This is a genomic window from Runella sp. R5_40, from assembly GCF_057652295.1.
This window is the reverse complement of sequence record NZ_JBYFCH010000004.1, coordinates 1-26,460: the sequence shown is the minus strand read 5'-3', so window position 1 is coordinate 26,460 and position 26,460 is coordinate 1. Positions and strand designations below refer to the sequence as shown.

The 26,460-nt window shown below is 45.0% G+C and carries 15 protein-coding genes; 10 read left to right on the top strand and 5 right to left on the bottom strand.

All coding sequences use genetic code 11. The features are described 5' to 3' along the window. The first annotated feature begins 106 nt into the window (after positions 1–106). The 9 genes from AC23N5_RS09480 (at position 107) to AC23N5_RS09440 (ending at position 18,720) form a co-directional block, all read left to right on the top strand. Positions 107–3,523 (top strand): TonB-dependent receptor, encoded by a 3,417-nt coding sequence (locus AC23N5_RS09480; protein ID WP_487755374.1) that lies wholly within the window; start codon positions 107–109, stop codon positions 3,521–3,523. Between the two features lie 19 nt (positions 3,524–3,542). After that, on the top strand, positions 3,543–5,324 hold the full coding sequence (locus AC23N5_RS09475; RefSeq protein WP_487755373.1) for a RagB/SusD family nutrient uptake outer membrane protein: 1,782 nt from the start codon (positions 3,543–3,545) through the stop codon (positions 5,322–5,324). 44 nt (positions 5,325–5,368) lie between these two features. After that, positions 5,369–5,854, top strand: coding sequence for a DUF5018-related domain-containing protein (locus AC23N5_RS09470; RefSeq protein ID WP_487755372.1), 486 nt, complete (start codon positions 5,369–5,371; stop codon positions 5,852–5,854). A gap of 92 nt (positions 5,855–5,946) precedes the next feature. Beyond that, positions 5,947–7,416, top strand: coding sequence for an endo-alpha-N-acetylgalactosaminidase family protein (locus AC23N5_RS09465; RefSeq protein ID WP_487755371.1), 1,470 nt, complete (start codon positions 5,947–5,949; stop codon positions 7,414–7,416). A 136-nt stretch (positions 7,417–7,552) separates the two neighbouring features. Continuing rightward, entirely contained in the window at positions 7,553–9,193 is a 1,641-nt protein-coding gene (locus tag AC23N5_RS09460) for a right-handed parallel beta-helix repeat-containing protein (protein WP_487755370.1), read from the top strand. After that, positions 9,186–10,991 (top strand): right-handed parallel beta-helix repeat-containing protein, encoded by a 1,806-nt coding sequence (locus AC23N5_RS09455; RefSeq protein WP_487755369.1) that lies wholly within the window; start codon positions 9,186–9,188, stop codon positions 10,989–10,991. The genes AC23N5_RS09460 and AC23N5_RS09455 overlap by 8 nt, the downstream gene beginning before the upstream one ends. Before the next feature lie 133 nt (positions 10,992–11,124). After that, positions 11,125–14,052, top strand: a complete 2,928-nt coding sequence (locus AC23N5_RS09450) for a glycoside hydrolase domain-containing protein (RefSeq protein WP_487755368.1) — start codon at positions 11,125–11,127, stop codon at positions 14,050–14,052. A gap of 18 nt (positions 14,053–14,070) precedes the next feature. Next, the gene (locus tag AC23N5_RS09445; protein WP_487755367.1) at positions 14,071–16,326 is read left to right on the top strand and encodes a beta-galactosidase; all 2,256 of its coding nucleotides are present in this window, start codon (positions 14,071–14,073) and stop codon (positions 16,324–16,326) included. A 12-nt stretch (positions 16,327–16,338) separates the two neighbouring features. Continuing rightward, positions 16,339–18,720, top strand: a complete 2,382-nt coding sequence (locus AC23N5_RS09440; protein WP_487755366.1) for a glycoside hydrolase family 95 protein — start codon at positions 16,339–16,341, stop codon at positions 18,718–18,720. 209 nt (positions 18,721–18,929) lie between these two features. Here the strand turns inward: AC23N5_RS09440 and AC23N5_RS09435 are convergent, their stop codons facing one another. Continuing rightward, on the bottom strand, positions 18,930–19,892 hold the full coding sequence (locus AC23N5_RS09435) for a hypothetical protein (protein ID WP_487755365.1): 963 nt from the start codon (positions 19,890–19,892) through the stop codon (positions 18,930–18,932). A gap of 449 nt (positions 19,893–20,341) precedes the next feature. Here AC23N5_RS09435 and AC23N5_RS09430 point away from each other — a divergent pair, with 449 nt between their 5' ends. Beyond that, positions 20,342–21,613: an AGE family epimerase/isomerase gene (locus AC23N5_RS09430; RefSeq protein WP_183972774.1), complete on the top strand. Its 1,272-nt coding sequence runs from the start codon at positions 20,342–20,344 to the stop codon at positions 21,611–21,613. 61 nt (positions 21,614–21,674) lie between these two features. Here AC23N5_RS09430 and AC23N5_RS09425 read toward each other — a convergent pair whose 3' ends face one another. The 4 genes from AC23N5_RS09425 to AC23N5_RS09410 form a co-directional block, all read right to left on the bottom strand. Continuing rightward, entirely contained in the window at positions 21,675–22,484 is an 810-nt protein-coding gene (locus AC23N5_RS09425) for a DUF5829 family protein (RefSeq protein ID WP_487755364.1), read from the bottom strand. An 18-nt stretch (positions 22,485–22,502) separates the two neighbouring features. Then, positions 22,503–23,654, bottom strand: a complete 1,152-nt coding sequence (locus tag AC23N5_RS09420; protein WP_487755363.1) for a PQQ-dependent sugar dehydrogenase — start codon at positions 23,652–23,654, stop codon at positions 22,503–22,505. A 72-nt stretch (positions 23,655–23,726) separates the two neighbouring features. After that, positions 23,727–26,138, bottom strand: coding sequence for an alpha-L-rhamnosidase-related protein (locus tag AC23N5_RS09415; protein ID WP_487755362.1), 2,412 nt, complete (start codon positions 26,136–26,138; stop codon positions 23,727–23,729). A 58-nt stretch (positions 26,139–26,196) separates the two neighbouring features. Next, a partial coding sequence (locus AC23N5_RS09410) for a DUF4143 domain-containing protein (RefSeq protein WP_487755361.1) occupies positions 26,197–26,460 on the bottom strand: 264 nt, incomplete at its 5' end.

The window sequence follows — 26,460 nt, the reverse complement described above, 5'->3', positions numbered from 1 at the left end:
AAATGCTGCAACATTCCAACGCTTCTAGTTTTCCTTAACCCTCTGCAAAGGGCGGGAACGTCATGTCAATACCAGTCTAATAGTATTAAAATTAACAATCAAAAGTATGGAAAAAAGTTTTATTCACCAACGGCTCCTTTTTCAGATCGTGAAAATATCGGTGTTTCAAATGATACTTGCTGTTGTTTTTGTGGGAATCGCAATGGCCACGCCCGCGAAAGGGCAAGAAATGCTTGACTCAAAAGTGACGCTTGTTCTCAACAACGTGAGCCTCGAAAGTGCGTTGTCTGAAATTGAAAAAACAGCCCACGTCAAGTTTTCGTATAATTCGCGCACGCTAAATCTCAATCAGAAAGTAAGTGTGATCGAAAAAAACGAATCGCTTTCTACAATACTCACTAAGATGCTCAAGCCGCTGAGTATTAAGTATGTAGTAGTGAGCAAGAAAATTGTGCTACGCAAAGAAATTGGCCCCAAAACGGGTTTTTTATACGAAAGTGAAGAATCGTCCAAACCGCAAGTTCTTGCGAATGTGGACTGGAGCGTAAAAGGAACCGTCACCGACGAAAAAGGCGAAAAATTGCCAGGAGTCAGCATTACAATCAAAGGTACTACCCGTGGGACAACCACCAACGCCAACGGCGATTACGAAATAAGCGTTACCGATGGCAAAGGCGTGTTGGTGTTTTCATACATCGGTTACAAACCCCAAGAAGTCTTGATTGATAATCGTACAACTATCAAGGTTACACTAGCAACTGACACCAAGGCCCTTGAAGAAGTGATAGTGGTGGGGTATGGCACCATTAAAAAGGAAAAAAATATTACGTCTGTTTCGACCCTAGAAGCCGAAAAAATTACCAACCTTGGGGCTTCTTCGGTAGGAGAAACCTTGGGAGGGCGTATTCCTGGTATTATTGTTACCAACAGCGGAGGTGGGCCAGGAAAAAAACCTTCGATTTCGCTTAGGGGAGGTGGCACGCCCGTTTATGTCATCGACGACATTATTTCTACTGAATTTCAGTTTCAGACCTTGGCGGTCAACGACATTGAAAACATATCTTTCCTTAAAGACGGCCCCGCTACGGCGATTTATGGGGTGGCTGCGGGAAATGGCTTGGTATTGGTGACGACCAAAAGAGGAAACAACAAAAAACTTTCCATCAACTACAACTTTGGACAAGATTTGTCGCAACCTACGTATTTGCCTCGTAAAATCAGCTCCTACGAATTGGTGTCATTGGTAAATCAAGTGGATGTAAAAGAAGGCAATCAGGGGCGTTATGCTGAGAGCGACGTTCAAAAGTACCGCGACCAAACCGACCCGCTCAATTTCCCAAACAACGATTGGCAAAAGCTCGTGTTGAAAGAATTTGCCCCGCAGCAACACCACAATTTGTCGCTCAATGGAGGCAATGAACAAATCAAATACTATGCTTCATTGGGCTATTTGAACCAAGGAACGTTGTATCAATTTAATACCAACTGGCTGAAAAGATACAATTATCGTCTGAGCTTAACGGGCGATTTTGCCAAAATTGGCTTAAAAACCAGCATGACCATTTACGGGGTGGACGAAACTCGCCGCGACAATGCAAGCGGCTATGGAAGTGGTTATTTTGCGGTGTGGAGCCACATCCAAAATGCACCTCCTACCGATAAAGCGTATGCGGATTTGGAACGTACAAAATACGCCAACAAAGGAGATCACCCCATTGTCGAAATAGATCCCCGCAGTGGCTACGTTCGTAACCAAGACCGCAATCTTAATGCCTTGCTGAACCTTGACTGGAAAGTGCCAGGCGTAGAAGGCTTGTCGTTTCGTGCCAACGGAAACTTGAGTCAGGTGCAGGCTTTTGGCAAATCGTGGAACATCACAGCGCCCCAATATGCCATTGGTAGCTCAACACCCGCCAGCTCAAACCAGCCCAACTTAGCAGTTTCGACAACAACGGGCTATAATTATGTATTGCAAGGGTTTGGAAACTACGAACGAAAGTTTGGCAGCCATAACGTTTCGGCTATGTTCGGCTACGAAGAAGCTTACGGCTACAACGAAAATTTCAGCACGGGGCGTAACTCATACGTGTTTGGGATTGACCAGATTTTTGCGGGGCCACAGTCAACGGCTACCAACAACGGTTCTAGTTTTGAAAACGTTAGAAATGGTTGGTTAGGACGCGTTCGTTACGATTTCAAAGAAAAATATTTGTTTGAAGGAAGTTTTCGATACGACGGAAGCGACTTGTTTCCCGCAGGGAAAAGAAAAGGATTTTTTCCAGGTGCTGCTTTGGGTTGGCTCATTTCCCACGAAAATTTTATGGGAAGTTTGATGGAAAAAAACATCATTAATCTATTGAAAGCCAGAATATCGTACGGCTCAGTAGGGCAAAACTCAGGCGTGAATAGCTTTGCCTACGTACCAGGTTACTCCACAGGTGGTGGGTACGTGGTAGGTGGTGTGCTTCAACCAAGCCTCAATGCCCCGAGTATCCCAAGCCCCGACATCAGTTGGTACGACCAACAATCATTCAACACTGGTTTTGATTTTGGAACGTTGGGAAATAAACTCAGCGGAAGCCTAGATTATTTTTACTTGCGTACCACGGGCTACTTGGCATCACCTTCGGGAGTTGGCTATACCGACCCACTTGGAACGGCTTTGCCAACCCGCAAATCAAACGGGGCATTTAGAAGAGCAGGTTTTGACTTTACGGTCAAATACAGCGATAAAATCGGGAAGTTGAAATATACGTTAGGCTCAAATTTTGTGAAATTTGACCAACTCTGGGAAGTAAACCCCAACGAGGACAGCACAACGCTCAAAAATCCCAATACGACATCGTATCACCAAATTGGTTTCTTACAAACGGCTTATTTGTCGGCGGGCTTGTACCAAAATGCTACCGACATCATGAACAGCCCCCGCCGAATGGCGTCAATCGTTGCTCCTGGTGATATTATTTACCGTGACGTAAACGGCGACGGAAAAATCGACGGCGATGACTTTAGAAGGGTAGGAAAGTCAGCATTTCCACGGGTAACGTACGGTTTTACGGCCGATTTAACGTACGGAGGTTGGTTTATGAACATGCTTTGGCAAGGCAGCGGCAAGCGAAGTATTTATTTGGGCGACGTCATCCAGAGTAATTATTCAACCAATATTCGCTATGAGTTTCAAACCAAAAACCACTGGGAGCCAGGGGCGGGCAATTCGCAATTCCCTCGGTTGATTTCGGGGGCTGCGGTCAACGGTGGCCACAATGCCGTCACTTCCGATTTTTGGGTGATAAACGCGGGCTATTTGCGCTTGAAAGCCTTGCAGGTAGGTTACAATTTCAAAAATTATCTTTCTAAAGACTTAAAATTCATTTCAGACCTGCGGGTGACGCTGAGTGCTACCAACTTACTCACGTTTTCGAAGATAAAGCAATACGGCCTTGACCCCGAAACGGGAAGTAACAACAACTACGATTATCCCTCTCAACGCGTGTATGCCTTATCGGTAAATCTAGGTTTTTAACTCAAAGCAACTGAAAGCAATGAAACGATATATCACAAAAATAGTTTTGATACTAACAGTCCTTTGTGTTGGTATTTACTCTTGTAAGCAATTGGACGACACCCGACCGTTCGACAAATTTGATGAGACAGCGGTGTGGAGCTCGAAGGGCAACGCCATGCTTTTTGTCAACGGCGTATATTCATCAGTGTTAGGTTTATATACCAATACCGTTGAGGAAGAAGTACGAACTAGCAATATTATTCAAAGCGATGGAAACGCTTTTACAAGAGAGTCAATTACGCGAGACGACGATTACGGATTCAACCAATTTAGCAGAATTCGTAGTTGTAATCTCATCATTGAAAAAGCAGCGGCTTCAACTGCCTTGGGCGACGGAGATAAGGCAGAACTGGTAGCGCATGGCAAATTTTTGCGGGCTATGACCTACTATTGGCTTGCGCGTCGTTTTGGAAGGGTAATATGGGTGGAAAAAGTATTGACCGAAAACGAAACGAATTACGCGTTGCCTCAAACGGCCAACATCGCCGAAACCTATAACTTGATTATGAAAGATATAGACGACGCGATTGCTGGCCTGCCTGCTTCGTCGCCAGCGGGGCTTGCGTCTAAGGCTTCGGCTTATGCCTTAAAATCCGAAGCAGCTTTGCAAGCAGCGGCTTACACGGGTGATAACACCTATTACCAAAAAGCCATTGACGCAGCCAACGCCGTCATTGCAACGGGCAAGCCGTTGGAAGCTGATTATGAAGGAATGTTTAACGAAAAAGCGCGCTTTTCACCCGAAATCTTGCTCGCTACTTACCGCGACAAGTCCAATACTGTCGTGTCAAACATTGCTGATATGCAAGAGGCCATCCCCAATGTGAACAACGACGATTTGAAATTGCGGAACGCTACGCCATTGTTCAAATTGGACAAAGTGTTTGAAGATTGGGGTAAATATTCACCTACCCAAAACATCATCGACGAGTACCTTGTCATTGATGAAGCCGCTCCGTCTAAGGCGGTAAAATGGGATCAGTCGTCTCAGTTTTTGAAAAATGTAACCAAAAAACAATCGCCATTCCTCGACAGTGCCGTAGTAACGGGCTCAGGAAGCATCAATGCGATCATTTACAACAACCGCGATAAGCGTTTGGCGGCGTCGATTGTGTATGATTCAACGGCTTGGTACGGCGAATTGGTGACAACCAACCGTAACGGCAACCTGAATCGAATGATTAAAGGTAGCCTGAACTCAGGCTGTTGTACCCAAATTACCAATGCCTACTTCCGCAAGGGGATTTACAACGTCTCCCCACGGCCTTTTTACAACACGCCTGTGGATTATCATTGGGTGATTTTCCGAATGGGACGGGTGTATCTGAACAAAGCGGAGGCGTTGTTGATGCAAAACAAAATTGCGGAGGCTGTCACGACTCTTAACATCACTCGCCAAGGCCACGGTGGTTTGCCTCCATCGACAGCTACAACCGCCGAAGATGCTTGGAAAGACTACAAGCGGGAGCGTAGGGTGGAGCTTTTCAAGGAAAAAGACTATTACTGGAGCCTATTGCGCTGGGGCAAATACGGTGGAAGCGCCAACGGTGGCGCTGCTCCTGGGGCTAAAATTGCCGAATTTTTGGAAAAACCGACGTACATGGAAATCAACGCAACGCGCAAAGGCTACCGCATCGAAGTGATTAATTTCCAACTCAATGATCAGCGTTTGTTTGACGAAACTCGCCGTTACTTGTTGCCGATTCAAAATTCGCAAATTGTACGTCACGGAGCCATGACGCAAAATCCTAACTGGTAAACGTTTACAAATAAATGAGAAAGACAATGCAAACAATACATAAAATGAAGTATTTGCTAATTCTTGGAATGGCATTGAGCTTGTCTTCCTGCCTCAAATATGGACTGGAAGAAAATTTGCCAAAATTTAAGGATGCCCTTATCACGGAGGTTTTTATGGAATACCGCTTCGAGGATTCTAAAGCAACCTCGGGCGGAAGCCCTTTGGTGCGAAACGTAACGCTGACGCTTACCCAGAAGCAATTTAAGCGAAAAGAAAGTACAGCAGGAGCTTCGCTTGATTCGTTGATTTTCAACGTTACGGTACCCGCGGCGTCGGGGGCATTTACGGCCGAAGAAAAAGCCAAAGTGTCTAAAAATCGCTTGGTATTGATGACCAATATCTCGCCTGCTGCCACCATGGAGGCTTTGGAAGGAGCGCCGCAGCCAGGTTTGCCAGGCGATTTTTCACAACCCCGTAAGTACAAAATCACGGCAGCCAATGGCGATAGCCGCATTTGGGTAGTGAAGATTGGTAATTTTACAAATTAAGGTTCCATAGATTCCGTAACTTTGATTTCACTGAGTGGGAGAAGGGGGAATATTTCCTTCTCCCTTATTTCTAACCCTTGTTTAGGTTTTCAATGATTACAACGTTCGCTTTTACTCATTTTAAAGTTTTGGCCGTCATTTTGGGGCTCCAATTGGCTGTTGTGGCGGGTTTTGGCCAGCAAAAGGACACGATTCACATCAGTTATCCGACGAATTTGAAAGCCGTCATTCAACCAAAACATCGTTACGACCAAACCTTGACAATGAAATTGTTTTTGTCGCAAGCCTTGTACGACGGGAAATTTAAGCGGAAAGACAACGGAGCCTCCGAGGTGGCACTGACTTTTGCTCAGGCACTGGAGGTTATCAAAAAAATGGATAAGTTGACCCTCGGGATACCTAAAATTGTCTATCTCGTGGGTTGGCAATACAACGGTCATGATTCAAAATACCCCGCGTGGTTTGAGGTCAATGAGCGACTAAAACGTCCCGAAGACAAAACAGCCTTGGAAAGTTTAAAATGGTTGATGAAGGAGGCTTCTAAGCACCATACCGTGGTGAGCCTCCACATCAATATGTTTGATGCGTACGAAGACAGTCCTTTGTGGGAGACGTACGTAAAAAATAACATTATTGCCCGTAACGCCGACGGAACGCTGCGGGCCTGCGAATGGGGGTATCCGATTAGTTTAGCGCGTGAATGGGAAACGGGTTTTGCCCAAAAACGCATTGATCAACTGTGCCAAATGTTGCCACTTCAAAATGCCAAAACCATTCACATTGACGCCTTTCATACGTGGCCGCCAGTGCCTCAGCTGGTCGATGGAAAATACAAAATAACGCTCGAAAAGGGGCCAATTAGTCCGTTTTTAGGCAATACGGTGCAAGATGAAACGGCCGCCCAGCGCAAGATTTTTCTTTACTGGGCTTCCAAAGGCATTGATGTTACCTGCGAGGGCGTCGATTTTTTACGAGAGTCGTCGTTTGAGGGGTATCAGCCAATGGCTTGGTGGTTTACGGGCTTGGATAAATACGTGAAGTGGCCTGCAAATTATTACTGTGGTGGACAAGATAATTCCGAGTGGGGGAAATTGTTTGGAACAAGTATGCACGGGGAAGATGTGGTGGCAAAAGATTCGCGTCAATTGGCGGGATTCTTACCACAATTTTGCACAAAAACCCTGATTTGGTATTATTTGAACCGCCTCGAACGAAAGTTTGTCGTCAATAATACCTCCCAAAAATCGGTTCATTTTTCTCAAAATACCACCTCAGCGCTCAAACAAAACGCCTATTCGCTGGTAGCAGGAGAGGTTGTTTTGGCCGAAAATGAGGATGTTTTTGTGCCTGCGTTGTGGCTAAAAAAGCCTTCAGTGATTGCTTACAGTAAAAATGGCTACCAAAACCGCGCGTGGAAACTTCCCCCTTCTTTTCGGGGAAAAAATCAACTTTCGGTGTCTATTCTAACGACGGAAGGGCTAAGACTATCCCAAAAGGTAAAGGTAGAAGCCAATTCGGTTACGTTGTCCCTTGGTGCTGGAGAAGCAGTTTTGATTGACTGAGTACTTATGGGCAGTTTCAGGCCTGATTGGTGTTATTTTCATGCGTTCAACTTTATTTCTTATGGCTTTCCGACGAAGCGTTATACTAATTACAGTTTTCTTTATTCACACATTTCTTTCATTTAGCCAAGTTTCAGTGACGAAATTTGGAGCCTTACCCGACGATACCCTCAACGACCGCGAAGCCATTCAAAAGGCCGTGGATTATTGTAAGGTAAATCGGGTGAAAAAACTGGTATTTCCCGCTGGGAAGTACCTAATCAGCGAGCCCAAGGCCATTCAGCTTATGAATGAGGTGATGGATGGCAAAATGGGGCGCAATCCGCAAGACGTGGTATTTACTCCGTATTACCCGTACAGCCGAGGCATTCATTTTGAGGGAATTAACTCCCTCGAAGTGGATGCCAACGGTGCGAGGTTGGCCGTCAGCGGGTGGATGGAACCAGTATCAATCGAAAATTGCAAAAACCTCACCATTAAAGGGTTGGCCATTGATTACGAAACCATGCCTCATAGCGAAGGAGTGGTGGTAAACGAAGGGGAGGGCTATTTTGACGTACGATTTTCCAAGGACTTTCCGATTAGAAACAACCTGCTGATGCTGCGGTTGATGTTTTGGGATTTGAGTAAAAACCGACTTTTAGGTAAAAGCATTTATTTTCCAAAAAAGAACGAACTGATTGATGCCGAAACGGTTCGGATTTGGGCTTCGTATTCCCAAAAACTCCTTGGACATGTAGCGTTGATAAACCACATGTTTCATTTTCGGCCTGCGATTCTTATCAATGAATCCATTAACACGGTTTTGAATCAAGTCACGATTCATTCCCAGCCTGGTATGGGAATTGTAGGGCATCGTTCCGAAAATATTTTGATGAATGGCCTGCGCATTGTCCCGCGTCCAGGTTTGTACCAATCGACCAACACGGACGCTACCCACTTTACATCTTGCAAAGGTACGATTCGTTTTGATGGCTGTACGTTTGAAGGCCAAGGTGACGATGCCACCAACGTACATGGTTATTATCAGTTGATTAAAAAGAAGTTAGCGTCGCAAAAGTACGTCATCGAAATGGAGAAAGCGTGGGGTACGCACGCCATGGTGCTCGATTATCCCGATAAAGGCGACGTGCTCGAACTTGTTTCGCGGAAGACGTTGGCCGTGGTGGGAAAATACACCGTTACCCAATCAGAACCCAAGCCCAAGGAGTGGAACACAACCATTACGCTTCACAAACCTTTGCCCGACGACTTAGAAAATTATTACCTCATCGACGTCACTCGCCTGCCACGTTTGGAGTTTGTCAATTCGTACGTGGGCAGTCATTTGGCGCGGGCGGTATTGGTCAAAACCCGTCAGGTGTTGATTGAAAATTGCACCTTCAAAGAAAGCACAGGTACGGCCATTCACATTGGTGCCGAGGGAGATTGGCGAGAAGGTGCGGGGTCTGAAAATGTGATTGTGCGCAACAACCGAATCCTACGTTGCGGGCGCGGCGACGGAACCAACGACGGGGCATCGGCCATTGCTATCAACGTCAAAGCTCCTGATATTTCGGTTGCGGGCATTCACAAAAACATCCTCATTGAAGGCAACCTAATAGAAGGTGAAAATGCAGAATGCGGCATTTCGGTGGCGGGTGCCTCGGGTGTTACAATTCAAAACAATGTTTTTTGGGGCTGTAAAAAGCCCATTGTCACCAAAGCATCTGAACATTTGAAGATGTTTCAAAACTATATTGGAAAAACGAAAATCCTTCCTGAAATCCATGAATAACTTTAAATCGAAGTGTCTTGGCTTGCTTTTAATGCTGTGCTTTTGCAAAATGGCCATTGCCCAACAACGCGTACTTTTGAGCAATTTTGGAGCCAAGCCCGACAGTTACGAAAACGCAAGCCCCGCACTCGTCAGGGCCATTGAACAGTGTCGAAAATTCCCCAACGCCACGCTTGTATTGCCGGGTGGGCGCTTGGATTTGTGGCCTGATGGCGCTTATAAACAAGAAATCTATATTTCAAACAGTACCGAAAATGACACCTTGCCAAAGGTTAAAAACGTCGCTTTTTTGTTGAAAGAGTTTAAAAACCTAACTATTGAAGGCAACGGAACGCAGGTATTTTTACACGGTAAAATGGTGGCGTTTGCCCTTTTTAAGTCTTCAAACATCACGATTCGTAACCTCTCATTTGACTACGAACGACCCACGATGAGTGAATTGGTGTTGACGTCGGTATCGCCCACCAAAGTCGAAGCCAAGCTGCATCCTGATACGCGTTATTTTATCAAAAATGGCAAATTGGGTTTTTACGGAGAAGGTTGGAAAAGCAACAATCACCACACCATTGTTTTCAATGAAATTGATGAAACCCTAAAATACAGCTCGTTTAAGGTGTTTTTGGAAAGCAAAGCCGAAGAAAAACAAAAAGGAGAGGTTGTATTTACGGGAGATTTTTCCAAAACGAAACTGAAAGCAGGGGAGAAGCTGTCGATTCGTGACCCGTACCGCGACAATTGCGGCGGATTTATTAGCTTGAGTCAGAATGTATTACTCCAAAATCTCCATTTGCACTTTATGCACGGATTGGGGGTAGTCTCGCAGTTTTCTGAGAATATCACCATCCGAAAAGTCAACGTAGCTCCTCGTCCCGAATCAGGTCGCATTATCAGTGCCTTCGCCGATTGTTTTCATTTTTCGGGATGTAAGGGCAAAGTGTTGGTTGACAGTTGCTATACTTCGGGCGCACACGATGACCCTATCAATGTGCACGGAACGCATTTGCAGATTGTAGCCAAAACGGGTTCCAACAAACTCACGGTGCGGTTTATGCACCACCAAACGTACGGTTTCGAGGCATTTTTTAAGGGTGATAGCATTGCTTTTGTTAATCCAAAAACGTTGCAACCCATTGCTTATGCCAAACTTAAAAATGCCGTCTTGAAAAATAACCGAGAAATGGAATTGGAGACCGACAAGCCTTTTGCAGCCAACGTGGCAGTGGGGCAGTGTATCGAAAACCTTACTTGGACACCCGAAGTGACGATACGAAATTGTCGCTTTGAACGGACAAATACGCGCGGAATTTTGATGACAACGCGCCGTAAAGTGGTGATTGAAAACAACCACTTTTACAAAACAGGAATGCACGCCATTCTCATTGCCGACGATGCGGCCAGTTGGTTTGAATCAGGGCCTGTGCAAGATGTAGTGATTCGTAACAATGTGTTTGAAGAATGTGGATATAATTCAACACCAGGTAGTTATGTGATTGCAATTGCACCCGAAAACCACGACTTAGTCAATGGTTTTTACGTTCACCGAAACATTCTCATTGAAAATAATACCTTCAAAACTTCGGTAGCACCCTTGCTGACGGCAAAAAGTGTGGACGGGTTGGTGTTTCGTCAAAACAAAATCATTTCGTCAAAAACCGTGAATTTTACAGCCGATAAAACCACGTTCCACATCGAAGCTTGTAAGAATGTAACTCTCACCGACAATTCTTTTCCCGCCGACAACAAGCCGATGCTGACTACGTCCCACATGGAAAAGTCGGAAGTAAAAATGGATTGGTGAAATCCCTTCCAAGGTTTAGAACCTTGGAAGGGATGCGCAGCCGAAAAGGTTCTAAACCTTTCATAGACCTTCCAAGTTTTAGAAACTTGGAAGGTCTCTCCTAATGGAAAAGCGTTCTTAACCCCGCACCTTCATGAAATCAATCATACCTTTTTTCGCTTTTTTGTGTTTCGCTGTCGGAACACTGCACGCCCAAATACACCCCTATGCCGTAACCACCACGCCTTGGGTGGAAGAACAGGGCAATCATCGTGCGGTCATCACCGTGGCGCAACCAGCCGAGGCGGTTTATACAAAAATCCATTGGCGTCGTCGTGACGCCAATCCCCACGAAAAACGGCTTTTAATCACCGATGAGAAGGGGGTTGAAGTGGCAAATATTCATCGTATTAACATTGATAATGAAGTTGGAGAGTTTGTGTTTGAACCGAACCACGCAGGCGTTTTTTACGTGTATTATATGCCTTTTGCGGGGAAAAAGAACATCGGTTGGTGGGAAGGAAAGTACTTGACTCCTGAAAACAAACCCCATCAAGCTTGGCTCGAAAAGCATCGACTTGTGGCCAACGATTTTGAGGCAAAATTACTTCCGCAAGCCTCCGTGCTGAAAATGGAATCGCGGACGGCTTTTGACAGTTTTTATCCGATGGAAGTAGGCGCGACGCAGGCGGAAAGAAAGACATTAATCGAAAGTGCAAACAAAAACTTCCTGCTTTTTCCAGAAGATAGAACGTTCCCTGTTCGTATGACGGAAAATATTCCTTATCGGTGGATTGAGCAAAAACCTGCTAACGTGTTTCTTGGGAAAGCATTGCGCAATGAATATTATGCGTTTCAAATTGCGGTTTTTGCGGCCAAAAAGGAGCTGAAAAACCTCAAAGTGACGTTTTTGGGGAATAAAAAAGTAACCTGCTTTAACACAGGAGGCATCGACGCCGACGGTCGCCCGTTTGAAAAAAAAGTGGACGTAGCCCAAGGAAAGGTACAAACGCTTTGGTTTGGGGTGGACATTTTACCCAATGAAAAACCAGGGAAAAATTCGTTTGACGTAACCATTTCCGCCGAAAACGAGACACCACAAACGGTAAAAGTAACCCTCGAAGTACTCAACGAGTTGCTTCCCGACCGAGGTGATAGCGAGCCGTGGCGACATTCCCGATTGCGTTGGCTAAATTCGACCTTGGGCATGGACGACCAACCCGTTGCGCCTTACACGGCTTTGAAAAGAAATGGGAAACAGATTTCGTACTTCATGGGAGAAGTGTCGCTCAACGAGTCGGGTTTTCCAGCGTCGATGAAGGTCAATCAACAAAATTTGCTACGTAACCCCGTTGTGTTTGTGGTCGAAACGGAGGCGGGAGTGGAAAAAATCACTCCTTCCTCCCTTCGATTTGCCAAAAACAGCGCGGGCGTAATTTCGTGGGTAGCCGAGGGAAAAGGCCGTGGATTTAGCCTTCGTTGCGACGGAAGCATGGAATTTGACGGTACATTGCTTTACAATATTCGCTTAAAAACGGAAAAACCCCTGAACATAAAAGATGCTCGGTTGGAGATTCCCGTGGAGAAAGCCAATGCAACCTATTTTATGGGCATGGGGTTACCTGGGGGATTTTGTCCCACGGAATACCAATGGAAATGGAAAGGCCCGCAGGACTCGTACTGGGTTGGTTCTGTAAAAGCGGGGTTACAATGCGAGATGCTGGGTGCCGATTACACAGGACCCTTATTGAACCTCTATCATCCTGCGCCACCGTCGTCTTGGTACAATACTAACAAAGGAGGGTTTAGAGTTTTGAGCAATGACGCGCAAACGCTCGCTACAACGTACTCAGGAGAACGGACGATGAAAGCAGGGGAAAGCCTTGATTTTTCGTTCCGTTTATTACTCACACCCGTCAAGAAACAAGATACCTACGACCAGTTTACCAACCGCTATTACCACGACGGAAATAAGCCTGCTCCGTCGCTGAAAGATTTGGCATCGGGCATTAAAATTACCAACGTACACCACGCAAACCCAATCAATCCGTACATCAATTACCCCTTTATCGCGGTCGATAGTATGAAAAACTTTGTGGACTATTGGCACAGTAAAGGCTTGAAAGTCAAGATTTATTACACAATTCGCGAACTGACAAATCAGGTTCCTGAGCTGTGGGCGTTGCGGAGCTTGGACGATGAGATTTTTGCCGATGGCAAAGGAGGCGGTTTTCCGTGGTTACGCGAACATTTGGTGGAGCATTATGATGTGCAATGGTTCAACAAAATCAACGGTTACGAAGAATGCGACGCGGCGATTCGGACGGGTGGCAAATCCCGTTGGTACAATTATTACATCAATGGCCTCCAATGGCTGGTCAAAAACGTTGACATCGACGGGCTTTACCTCGACGACGTGGCCTTTGACCGTACCATGCTGAAACGAATGCGGAAAGTGATGAACGCCGTCAAACCAGGCTGCTTGCTTGATTTACATTCCAACACAGGCTTTTCCAAAGGCCCCGCCAACCAATACACCGAGTATTTTCCGTATCTCAATAAACTGTGGTTTGGCGAAAGTTTTAACTACGACAACATGTCGCCCGAAAACTGGATGGTCGAAGTGTCAGGGATTCCGTTTGGGCACATGGGCGATATGCTACACAGCGGCGGCAATCCGTGGCGAGGAATGGTTTATGGCATGACGGTTCGCTATCCGTGGTTTACGGAAGGGGTGAGTTGCGACCCGCGTGATATTTGGAAAATTTGGGATGAGTTCGACATTGCCCATGCTAAAATGAGTGGCTATTGGGAGGAAAACTGCCCCGTCAAAACGGACAACGAAAAAGTGCTGGCAACGGCTTATGTCCACCAAGGAAAAGCTCTTATTTCGGTGGCATCGTGGGCGTCCGAAACCGTAAAAGTGAAACTAAATATCGACTGGAAAGTCATCGGTATCGACCCTTCTAAGGCAAAGTTTACCATTCCTGCCGTCAAAAACTTCCAACAAGGCCAGCCTTTTTCCAAAGAGGGTGCTTTGGAAATCGCCCCAACGAAGGGGTTTTTATTGATTGTTGACTAAAAAGAAAAACTGCATTTTATGAACGTCCTAAAAAAAATAGGTTTGACCTTGACCTTTATGGCAGGGTTTTCCTCGACGTATGCCCAAGAACGAGCCGTTTTGGATATGACAAAAGTGCAAAATGCAACTCCAACGCGGTTGCCAATGCAAGGGAGCAATCCATCGGGTAATACGTTGGCGGCTAATAACCAGTATTTTATCAAAAATGGTGAACCGTGGTACCCCCTGATGGGCGAAATTCATTACAATCGGGTACAACCCCAAGATTGGGAAGAAGCACTTCTGAAAATGAAAAGTGGTGGTTTGGGGATTGTGGCCACTTACGTATTTTGGAACGAACATGAAGCGCCAAAAGGGACATGGGACTGGGAAAAAGGACGGAACCTACGGCGGTTTGTCGAACTGTGCGGAAACCATGGACTTTACGTTTGGCTACGAATTGGGCCGTGGTCTCACGGGGAGCAATTGTACGGCGGACACCCCGATTGGATAAATTCAATGAAGGGCAAGCGCTCCAATGATTCGGCATATTTAGAGGAATCTTCTCGGTTGTTCCAACAGATTGGTACACAAACAAGCGGCTTGTACTTCAAAAATGGCGGGCCAATCATTGGGGTGCAGTTGGAAAACGAATATGCGTCAGGACAAGCGGAACATATCTCAACGCTTAAAAAAATGGCGCTTTCCAGCAAAATTGAACCTGTTTTTTGGTCAGTGACGGCCAATACAGTCTTTGACGATACCAAGGAAGAAGTGATTCCGCTCCAAGGTGGGTATCCATACCGTGGTTGGGAAAAAGACGGAGGGAAGGCTACCAAAGATTTCCTCTACGGCAACGACCAATGGATTATGACCGATGCTCTTGGTAAGGTATTTTATGATACCAATCGTTTTCCAAAAGGCATGTGTGAACAGGGCTGCGGAAGTCAGGTGACCTACGCCAACCGTTTTGTGGTGGAACCTCACATCGTAGAAGCACACCTTCAAAATCAAATGGGGCGAGGGATGAACATGATGGGGTATTATATGTTTCACGGTGGTACCCAATCACCTGGACTCAAAGAGCCTGGCTGTCCCGAAAATTATGATTTTCAAGCGCCCATTAGCGAATTTGGCTACTTGCGACCTTCGTACAAATACCTGAAAATTTTACATCATTTTGCCAATGATTTCGGAAAAGAGCTGGTACAAATGCGGGTTGTAGAAGCCCACAATCCACTCCGCGATGAGTTAAATACGGAGAAACTCAGGTACATAGGTCGGGTCAAAGACAACCACGGATTTGTGTTTTTGTGTAATGCCCAAGTACGGGTGCCGATGCCTGATAAACAGGTGTCTTTGCAAATAAAACTCCCCAATGAAACGATTAACTTTCCGACGTTTACGCTGAAAGGAGAAACCTCGCCGATTTTGCCCTTTAATCTGAATTTAAACGGAGTTTTGGTTAAATATGCCCTCGCTCAACCATTTGCTAAGGTTGAAAATGAGGGGAATCTGATGGTGTTTTTTCAAAAACTCAACGGAGTTGATCCACAAGTGGCACTTGATAAAACCACCATTCAAGTGATGAAATCTGCTGGTTGGGCACTTCGTAGCGAAGGTGGCTTTGACGTATTGTCTTCCTCAAAATCAAGTGTCATTGAACTTAAAAATGAGGAAGGGAAACGAGTTACGTTGGTGTTTTTGACGCGTACCGAAGCCGAGAATGCGTGGCGTGTAAATCTAAACGAGAAGCAAGTGTTGGTGCTTTCAGAGGCTGATATTTTCCTAAAAAACAGTCAGTTAGAGATGCGTCAATTGAACAAGAATGCGTTTGATTTGAAGGTATATCCAGCCAATGCACTCACTTTGGCAGTGCCTCATAAAAAGTCACTTTCGTCGATTTGGGACAATTATACGGTGAATGTTTCCCAAAAGAAGCCTGCATTGCGCATAAAAAAACTAGCAACAAATGAAGTAGAAATCGGTAGCGCAGAAGCGATTCCTGCTTATATTAACGATGTGTTTGTGAAGGTGGATTATCGCGGCGGACAAGCGGAACTATGGCAAGGCGAAAAATTGAAAACCGATCACCTTTTTAATGGGGTGCCTTGGTTGTTGGGGGTGAAAAATCACCTCCCATACGGGCAAATCAGGGTACGTTTGGCGGCTTGGAATGACAACATTACTGGAATTTCGTCGGAGGTGGTAGAACGTATGAAGGCTACTGGCCCATCCTTCAACGCCTTAGAGGTGATTCCCCAATACAAAATATCGGTAAAAATAGAACCCTAAACATCCCTTTCTATGAATAAAATACTTGTAAAAATCGGCCTTTGCCTCGCCATTGTCGGAACTGTTTTTGGTCAAAAGCAGCCGTTGAAACTTTGGTATAAACAACCTGCTTCGGCCACCACGCCAGACAGTAAAGAAGGTTGGAAAGACGACCAAGAATGGCTCAAAGCGTTGCCAATTGGGAACGGAAACATCGGAGCGATGGTGTTTGGGGATGTCAATAAAGAACGCATTCAGCTTAACGAAAAAACACTCTGGAGCGGTAGTCCGTTTGACAATGACAATCCCGATGCACCCAAGTATTTGGACGAAATACGTAACTTACTTTTTGCAGGGAAATTTAAAGAAGCAACGGCTTTGACCAACAAAACGCAGATTTGTAACGGCAAAGGTTCGGGGCAGGGAAATGGAGCCAATGTACCTTTTGGCTGCTTTCAAACGTTGGGTGATTTGTGGTTGGATTTTGGTAAACAGGTTGATTATCAGTCGTATTATCGAGATTTGAACTTGAACGAAGCCATTGCCAATGTCAGCTATACCCAAGACGGCGTGACCTACAAACGTGAGTATTTTGTCAGTGGGCCTTTGAACGCGTTGGTCGTGCGTCTAACGGCCAACAAAGCAGGGGCAATCAGCTTTACGGCCACGCTCAATCGTCCAGAACGTTTTACGACCGAAGCCGCTGAGGGCGAATTGCGCATGTTTGGCGCGCTTCACAATGGTCAGGGCAGCGACGGTATGCAGTACATGACGCGACTCAAAGCCAAATTGAGCGGAGGAACGCAGTCGTTTTTGGACAACAAATTGGTGGTTAAAAATGCCAATGAAGTGATTTTATACCTCACGGCTTCAACCGATTATTTGCCCAATTATCCCATTTACAAAGGCCGTGATTACAAAGGGATTACGGCGGCCAATTTGAAAAAAGCGTTTGCGCAGCCTTTTACCCAAACCAAAAAAGAACACTTTGCCGATTACCAAAAATATTTTAATCGAGTGGCGTTGACGTTGAGCGAAACGGCTGATAATACCCCTACTGACGAACGTTTGGCGGCGATTAAAACGGGTGAAAACGACAACCATTTATCGCAGCTGTACTTTCAATTTGGGCGCTATTTGTTGATTTCTTCGACCCGCGAAAACACCCTTCCTGCCAACTTACAAGGCATTTGGGCAAACAAAATTCAGACGCCTTGGAACGGCGATTACCATACCAATATCAACATTCAGATGAATTATTGGCCTGCTGAGGTTACCAACCTTAGCGAGTTGCACTTGTCGATGACGCAGTTTATCAAGGACATCGAAAAACCCGCTACCAAATCGGCTTCCGTACGGTTTGGGCTGCCAGGATGGAGTGTCAATCCGATTGTGAATGTGTGGGGTTTTACTTCGCCAGGTGAACACCCTTCGTGGGGCTTGACGTCGGGGGCGAGTGGTTGGATTTGCCAACATTTGTGGGAGCATTATGCTTTTACAAAAGATAAAAACTATTTGCAGTCGGTGTATGGCACGTTGAAAAATGCCGCCCGTTTTTACAAAGCTTGGTTGGTTGTTGACCGCGAATCGGGGCTGCTGGTGTCGGGGCCTGCGTCCTCACCCGAAAACGCCTTTGTCGCACCCGATGGCAGCCGAGGTTCGATAAGCATGGGGCCTGCGCACGACCAAGAAATTATCGACGAGCTTTTTGGCAATGTCATCAGTGCCGCCGAGGTTCTGAACGACAAAGACGCTTTCATCGAAGAGTTAAAAACAGCCCGCAAAAAGCTCCAACCCGTAAAAATTGGTTCGGACGGGCGTGTGATGGAGTGGGCCAAAGAATACAAAGAAGTGGAGCCTGGGCACCGCCACATGTCGCATTTATACGCGCTTTACCCTGGCAATGCGTTTAACTACAGCCAAACCCCGCAGTTGGTGGAAGCGGCCAAAAAATCGCTGGAATACCGCTTAGCCAACGGAGGCGGAGCGAGCCAAACGGGCTGGAGCGCAGCATGGGTGACTAATTTTTGGGCGAGGCTGAGAAACGGTGATGAAGGATTGAAAAACTTCAACATTATTTTGAAACAAAAATCGGCGCCTAATTTCTTTAATCTTCACCCACCTTTTCAAATTGATGGGAATTTTGGCGCAACGGCAGGTTTGGCCGAAATGCTTCTTCAAAGCCACGATGGAAGCATCGAACTTTTACCAGCGCTCCCCTCGGCGTGGAAAGAAGGGGAAGTCAAGGGGCTTTGTGCCAGAGGTGGTTATGTCGTAGATATGAAATGGAAAGACGGGAAGTTGACCCACGCGCAAGTATTTTCTAAAATGGGGGGAACGATCCTTGTTAAATACGGCAAGAACTCGAAAACACTCACGGTTCCAAAGGGAAAACCAGCGACTGTGGTACTTTAGAGTTGCTGATACATATAAAAAAGTTGTATTTTTTTGCTCCAGAGGAGCTAAATCTTAGAAAGAATGGAGTATTTTTTCTAAGATTTAGCTTCGCTTAGGTTCTTTTTAAAAGAGTTTAATCTGAATGTGGAGGGGGTAAGTGTTTGAATTTTAGGAGTTTAGGTTTATTGGGTTTAGTGAAGTTTTTAAGGCTATTAATGGGCTTAATGTCAAGATTGAAAATATAAATCTATAATTTTTGATTCATATTCAAGAAGTCTTTTTGCCCTTCGGTAGGCTATACTTCCTTCATTAACGTGAATAAAATTTTTATCCTCTTTTTGTTTTAAATAGAATTCAACTTTTTCATTAATGACAACATATTTATAAATGTCTTTGTATTTGTGAATTTCTAATTCTTGATTAGGATATTTAGTAATAATAATGGTAGTATCCCATTTTTTTAAACTAATAGTATTGTTAGGTTTTTGGGTGTAGTTTATCCAGTGTGAAATTGTGTCTATGTTAATACAATCTGTTTGTTTGTTATAAACATATTTTGATAAAATAGTCTCGTTTAATTCGGCTTTACGAGCAATAGCTATAAAGTTTAAGCCATGTGTCTCAAATGCGGATTCGTCAAAAATATTTTCTAAGTACGAGTCAGGATTAGGGCATATTGATTTTTCATTTGGCTCATTTAAGAAATAAATACATTCACTTCCAAATACAGAACCATTTACCTCTCCATTGGTCACAAAGGCGTAATCTTCAATAATAATAGTAGGACAACTTACATTGTTTTCAACAAATATACCCCCATGATTATAAAATCCAAGAAATACTTCTGAAATATCCAAGTTTCCACTTATGTTTATGTCTTGTCCCCCTACAATGATATTTTTTGCAACAACGTTACCTAAAACGATTAAATGAATTCCATAGTCGGTTTCAAAATTGTAAATATTATTGACTAATAAATTTCCGTTTATAATTATTCCAATAATATCATTGTTATATCTATCGTTGTCTAAATTTAGAGAATCTAAAGCTATATTGCCTTCATAAAGAAGAAAATTAAAGTCTTTATTTGAATCACTCCAATAATCCCAAAACACCCTTAAATTAAAATGATTAATTGGTAAAAAATTACTTTTAGCTTCTGAATAACTTATTTTTTTTGGTGATACCATTATACTTTGATGTTTATATGGTTGATATTAGTTTTTGTAACTGCCAAGGTATTTTACATTATGATTTTTAAAACTTAAATGAGGGGTATCTTTTCATTATTGCGAATTTAGCTTGTTAGAGTATCACTTGCTACTTATTTGTTAAAAAAATATTGGGAATAGGATAAAGTTACAATTCTTTGCTTCAAAGGAGATAAATCTTTTGAGAAAGAATGGAGTAGGTTTGAAAAGCCCGTCCATTGAGGTGAAATAGGTCACCCCGATGGGGCTTTTGGATGGTTTTTTGCCTTTTTCTATTAAGATTAAACCTCGCTGAGGCTATTTTTTAAAACAAATTTAGCCTGAATATGCATAACCTTGCCAAGTCTTTTCAATGAAATAGCCCAAATCGGCACACTTTAAGTAGTTATTACACACGTTTGTGTTTTTATGAAAAAAAACGCTTCACTATGACTTCTGAAAAAATTGCATCCTTGCGTCAGGAAATTGAGACGTATCTTAACAATGGACTATTGCCTTTTTGGGTAAAGCGTACTGTCGATAAAGAAAATGGCGGCTTTTTAACGCATTTTGACCAGTTTGGAAATGATTCGGGCGAAGATGAAAAATCGCTGATTGCTCAATCTCGGTCGGTATTTACCTATTCGTCGGTGCACCGTGCGGGATATGGTAATGGTGAATTTGCCGAAATGGCTCGCCACGGGGTTGATTACCTCATTAACAACATGTGGGACGAGGAGTTTGGTGGGTTTTACTGGATGACCAACCGCAAAGGGGAAGTTACCAACGACCAAAAAATCATCTACGGCCTCAGTTTTTGTATTTATTCATTGAGTGAATATACCCTCGCCACGGGAGATTCGCGCGGTCGGGAGTACGCTGAGAAATGTTTTGACCTCCTCCAAAAATACGGTGCAGATACCCACTTTGGGGGATATTTTGAAATGTTCCACCGCGATTGGACCCTCAAAGGACCAGGTGCAGCAGGTGGTGATCGTAAAACGCTTGATGCGCACATGCACTTAATGGAAGCCTTCACGACCTTGTACGAATGTACAGGATTGGAGGTGCACCGTCGTAAGTTGTTAGAAATCATTGAGTTGTTGGTGACTAAAATCATGCACCCAGAATACGGCACTGGCATCCCGCAGTTTTGGGCAGACTGGTCGGTAGCACCACAAATCAAATTTGATATTGTATGGGGTTGGGATCGCTTCTCCGAAGACGGAATGAAAGCCGCCGCAGAAGACAATACCAGCTACGGACACAATTCGGAGTTTGCGTGGTTGTTGATGCACGCCCTCGACGTACTAGGTTTACCCTATGATACGTACGGCGAGCAAATCAAAAAATCGTACAGCCATTCATTACAATACGGCGTTGACTGGGAATTTGGCGGTGTATTTGTTGAAGGTTCGCACGCGGGCGAGGTGTACGACCGCGAGAAAGAGTTCTGGCAACAAGCCGAAATGTTGATTGGGATGTTGGATGCGTATCGTTACCTCAAAGATGAAAAGTATTTGGAGGCGTACGAAAACATCCACCGTTTTGTGTTTGACAAAATGATTAATCACGAACTTGGAGAGTGGTGGCCGCTGATGACGCGCCAAGGGGTGCCAATTTGGAAACACATGAGTCACTCTTGGAAAATCAATTACCACGACGTTCGCTCGATGGTGCAGTCAATTGTTCGTTTGGATAAAATCGCGAAAGGCGTTTAGGAGTTCCATCTTCCCGAAAGTTCAAAACTTTCGGGAAGATAAAAACTTTCGGGAAGATGTTTTACCAAAACTTCCAAACGGCATTTTGGTCGTTAAAAAATCGAAGTTCAGAGTTGCCCAATTTCCAATCTGCCTGACTCGGTTGGCCCATCACCTCAAAAACTACTTCCGAAATTCCATAGTGCTCATTCTCTGAGAGCTGAATGTGGTATGTTACATCTTCAACATCGGTAAAGAAAAAACCGCTAGACGTGGCTTTTTTTGCATACCCAAATTGGTGGGTAAAATGATCAACGGCCTGATAGACCTCTGCGGGTAATCCAATGGTCAGGCCACTTATATTTTTGAAATAGGGGTGACCAACTTCACCAATTCGGGATTTGTAACGTTCTAAAACCTCTTGGCGCGCCAATGCAGGGGCAGCAGTGACCGTTGGAAACCAGCTTGTAAGAAAAGTAGGGTGGTATTCCATCGTCCAGAAGGTCAGAGGGTGTTCAAGCGTGAATCCTTTTGGAATGAGCATCTCAAACCAAGGTACTTGTTCGGTATCCGTAGGGCGAGTAATGCTGAGTCGGTGCGAATCAGGCCAATGACTTTCTAAAAGAGTAGTATCTCCTTCGTTTTCAAGGGCAAACGCAATGGCAGAATCACCAATGTGCCGATGTATTTCTGTCGTGACGTCAAAAAATTCAAAATACGTTTTCTCTCCGTAAAAATAAAGCCCTGTATAACTTCGGTCGGTTCGATGGGTGGTTCTGATTTCGTTTGGGGCAAACTGATGGCGTAAAAACTCACATTGGGCTATTGCCTGAAATGTTTCGCGGTCGAGGGTCAGGTAAAAATGATTTAAAAGAACGGTGGGAGTTGTCATACGTTGGGTGATTTTGGGTTAGTTTGATGGAGAAAATCGGTTGATTTTGCCGCTAGAATGATCCAAAAGGTAAAGCTCTCCTTGGGCATCTTCGCCAAAGGCAGAAACCGCCCCACCTTCGTTGGTAAGAAGTTGAACCTCCATTTTTTGATTTCCTTGAAAACGAAGTGCCCATACTTTGCCATTGCTATAATCAGCAAAAAGGTATTTTCCCCGCAGGGAAGGCGCACGCGAACCTCGATACACAAACCCTCCCGTTACCGAAACGCCGTCGGAACGAGGGTAATGGTGAATGGGGTCGATGAGTTGTTGGGCAGGGTCACAATCTTTTCGAGGGTTATAACAACGCACGGCTTCTTTGAGTCGCCAGCCGTAATTCCCTCCTTTAGTCACGATATTTATTTCTTCAAATTCATTTTGACCCACATCGCCCACCCAAAGTTGTTTAGTAGCGGTATCGAAGCTGAATCTCCACGGGTTTCGCAGTCCATACGCATAAATTTCTTCCCGAAAACCTTCCGTCGAGCCCACGTAGGGATTGTCGGCTGGAATGCCGTAAGCGCCTCGGGTTGTTTGGTTGACGTCAATTCGTAAGATTTTTCCCAGTAACGAACTTCGATTTTGGGCATAATTATGCTGGTCACCCCACGCACCACCGTCTCCCGTTCCGATGTAGAGGTATCCGTCGGGGCCAAAGGCGATTTTGCCGCCGTTGTGGTTGTCGTAAGGCTGGTCAAACCGCAGTAAAATAGTTTCCGTCGAAACATCCACTTTGTTGGAAACCACTTGGTAGCGGGCAATGATGGATTCCAGTGGTTTACGTTTGGTATAATAGACGTAAAAATAGCCGTTTTGCTTAAAATTGGGGTGAAAAGCAAGCCCCAGTAATCCCATTTCACCTTCCGAGGAAACTTTGTTTTTAAGGTCTAAAAAAACGTCGGCTGACTTTGCCGAAGGGCTATTTTCAAACACCCGTATCCGTCCTTCTTGCTCAATCACATACAAACGATTGCTGCCGTCGCCCGCATGGGTAAACTCAACAGGACGCTCAAACGTGAGCTGAGGGAAGGCATTTTCTAGATTCAAAGTTTGTTGGGAATTGGACAAGAAACCCAACAGCCCCAATGCTAAGATAATAGGAAAAAGGCGAGTTAAAGTCTTTATATTCATGGGGTTGAGGTATTTTTTTTGCCTTCCCGAAAGTTTTGAACTTTCGGGAAGGTGCAGGGAAGTTATATGCCATTAAAAGGCTTCGAGTACTATTTTCTCCCCATTACTTCCCGACACATCTAGTGCCCCTTCCTGCGTCGCCGTTACTTTTTTGCCGTTTACCTCCCACGATTTATACTTTCCTTTTGGCAAGGCAAAAACGATTTTCCAATCAGGTTTGGTTTGTGATAGGCGAATGGTCTGTTTGTTGCCACTTTTTTCAAAATGAACCGTTAACTGATTGTCGCCAATGGTTAATTTTTCTAGGCTTGCTTTGTCCCACGAGGAAGGAAATTGAGGTTGAATCCGAATGATTTTATGGGCGGCATTGGGTTGAATACCAAAGAATTGACGAACAATCGGTACGCCAAAACTATAAAGTGTCCATGCTTGGGCAAACATGCCAAAATCGGGAGAAACTTCGTACATCGACCCAGGGAGCGCAAAGCTAAAAGCCCGCGTCATGCGCTTGAGGTAGTCGAGGGCTTGGTCGGGACGACCGTAGTTGTTTTCAGAAATGGCCTGAACACCCGTTGGGAGGGTCATCACGGCACCCGTATAGGTAAATGTTTTCTTGCCCTTCGCTGCCGAACTCACGTCTTTGCCCGCCGATTCGTCGCGGTCGATACCCGTGACGAACATCCCAAAAGGATTGACAAACTTATGCCCCGTTTCAAGGGCTTTTAAGGCTTTGTCCGAATCGGCGATGCCCATTTCCATCGGCGTATTTACGACCCAATTGTGGTGGAGGACAAAGCCTTTTTTCGTTCCTGCGGGCAAAGATTTGACCTTTGCCTTCAAAGCTTTCATTTCGGCGACGGCCCAAGGTTTTTTGAGCGTATCGGCCCTTACGATGGCGTCGTCAATTAGGTGGAGGGTTTGCTCTTTTGTACCAATAAAATCGGCATACGACTGACTTTCAGGTACCCAAAACTCCGTATTGATTTTGTCTTTGATTTTTTGAGCAATGTTTTGGTACTTAGCTACCAGCGTTACATCCCCCATTTCTTTGGCCATTTGTGCCGCGTCTGCAAATGCTTTTTGGCTGTAGGCCGCCACGTCAATCATTTCGCTGTTCAGCCCGTGAATTTCCATCATGCCAAAGCCGTCGGGGAGGAGATTGCCGTCTTTGTCGTTTTCTTTCATCAACCAATCTAAGCCTTTCACTACCACAGGGTAGTACTTGGCCAAAAACTCCTTATCGCCTGTCCATTGATAAACGGTCCAAATAAGCGTCGCAAATTGGGGCGTTTCATTGATGTTTCCTTCGTTAAAAACCTGTCCGTTGGTGGACATTTCGTGGAGAATCCGCCCGCTGTTTTTATTGACCCGATTCGACTCTTTAACGAGCAACTCAATGGTTTTATAGACAATGTCAAAGCGGCCGATGAGCAAAGCACCTTGCAATGAATACTCATTGTCCACCCCAAACCACCACGGATAATCGGGCAGACCTGCGGCAAGCCCACGACCCACCGCAGGTACGTCGCGTACGAGCCAATCGGTGCTGTATTTGAGCCAGTTAAAGGCTTGTTGGACGTCTTTGTCGGGAATCGAAATCTGCGTTTGTGACGCTAATTCGGCATATCGTTTCTTTTTGGCACGGAACAATTCCGCCGTTTTTCCTTGAACTTCTTCCAACGTAGCCTGTGCCTGTGCCTTCGATTCGTACGACCCCGCCACGGTGAATGGTAGCACAAGCGAACCGTTGGCAGGAAGCGTGAGCTCATAGATCAGCGAAGCATTGGTGCCTTTGCCTACTGATTTTAAGGTAAAATCGTTGGTTTCCGTTGCGTGTTTGACGGGCGTAAGCGTTGACCCAAACGTAACGAACCATTCATTGAGGCTATCTTTCACGACCCAAGCGTTAGAGCCCGCATCAAACGTTGCTTGGTCGTTTCCGTCTTGGGTGTTGGTGCGTTCCGAAAGCCAAGTAGGCCTCAAATCCGACTTTCCGTTGAACTGAAACGTGATTTTTTTCTCTTTGGCGTCGGAGTTATGAAACGCATACTGAACCACAATGGCTTCTTTCCCATCAGGCACAAACTGCAAACGTTCTACCCGCATTCCTTCTTTGGGAAGAAGGTAAACGTGTTGATTGGCAAAGGGATAATTGTAAAACGTGTCGGCTTTACTAAGGCAAAGGGTAGAATTGTTGAAGGTTAATTGGGCCGAAAATCCATCCATCAATTTAATCGGATGGTCCCAAATTCCTCCCATTTCGCCCGTAATGTGCCACCCCAAATCGGGAAAAGAACCGTCTTGGTGACCCACCATATAGACGCGGTCGCCCGCTGTTACGTAGGGCGACTCAATGTATTCGGTACGGCCTTTGATTTTTTCAACATCGGCCAGGGTTTCTTGCAAATTTTGGGGAGGAGTTGAGGCTGTTTTGCATTGGACGGCCAACAGCGCAAGTAATAGATACGGTGCTATTTTCATCATCAATAGGTTAAATGGAACACAAGATTGCAAGTTACAAGAAACTTTAACCAGTCTGTTATTAAGATGATGTTCCTATGAACAATTGCTCCAGATGGTTTACGCCCAGTACTGTGGCTTCACTACGCTTTTGATAGTCGTCACCACCATACACCAAATGTAGTTGGGCATCGGGTGCTATCTTTTTGAAGTAGGTTAATCCTTTAAAAAACTCGCCGTTAATTGTTTTGCCCGCTTTAATTTCAATTGCGTGAAGTTTTAGCCCATCTTGCATCAGCAAATCTACTTCGTTTTGATTGCTGTCGCGCCAGTAATACAATTGTGG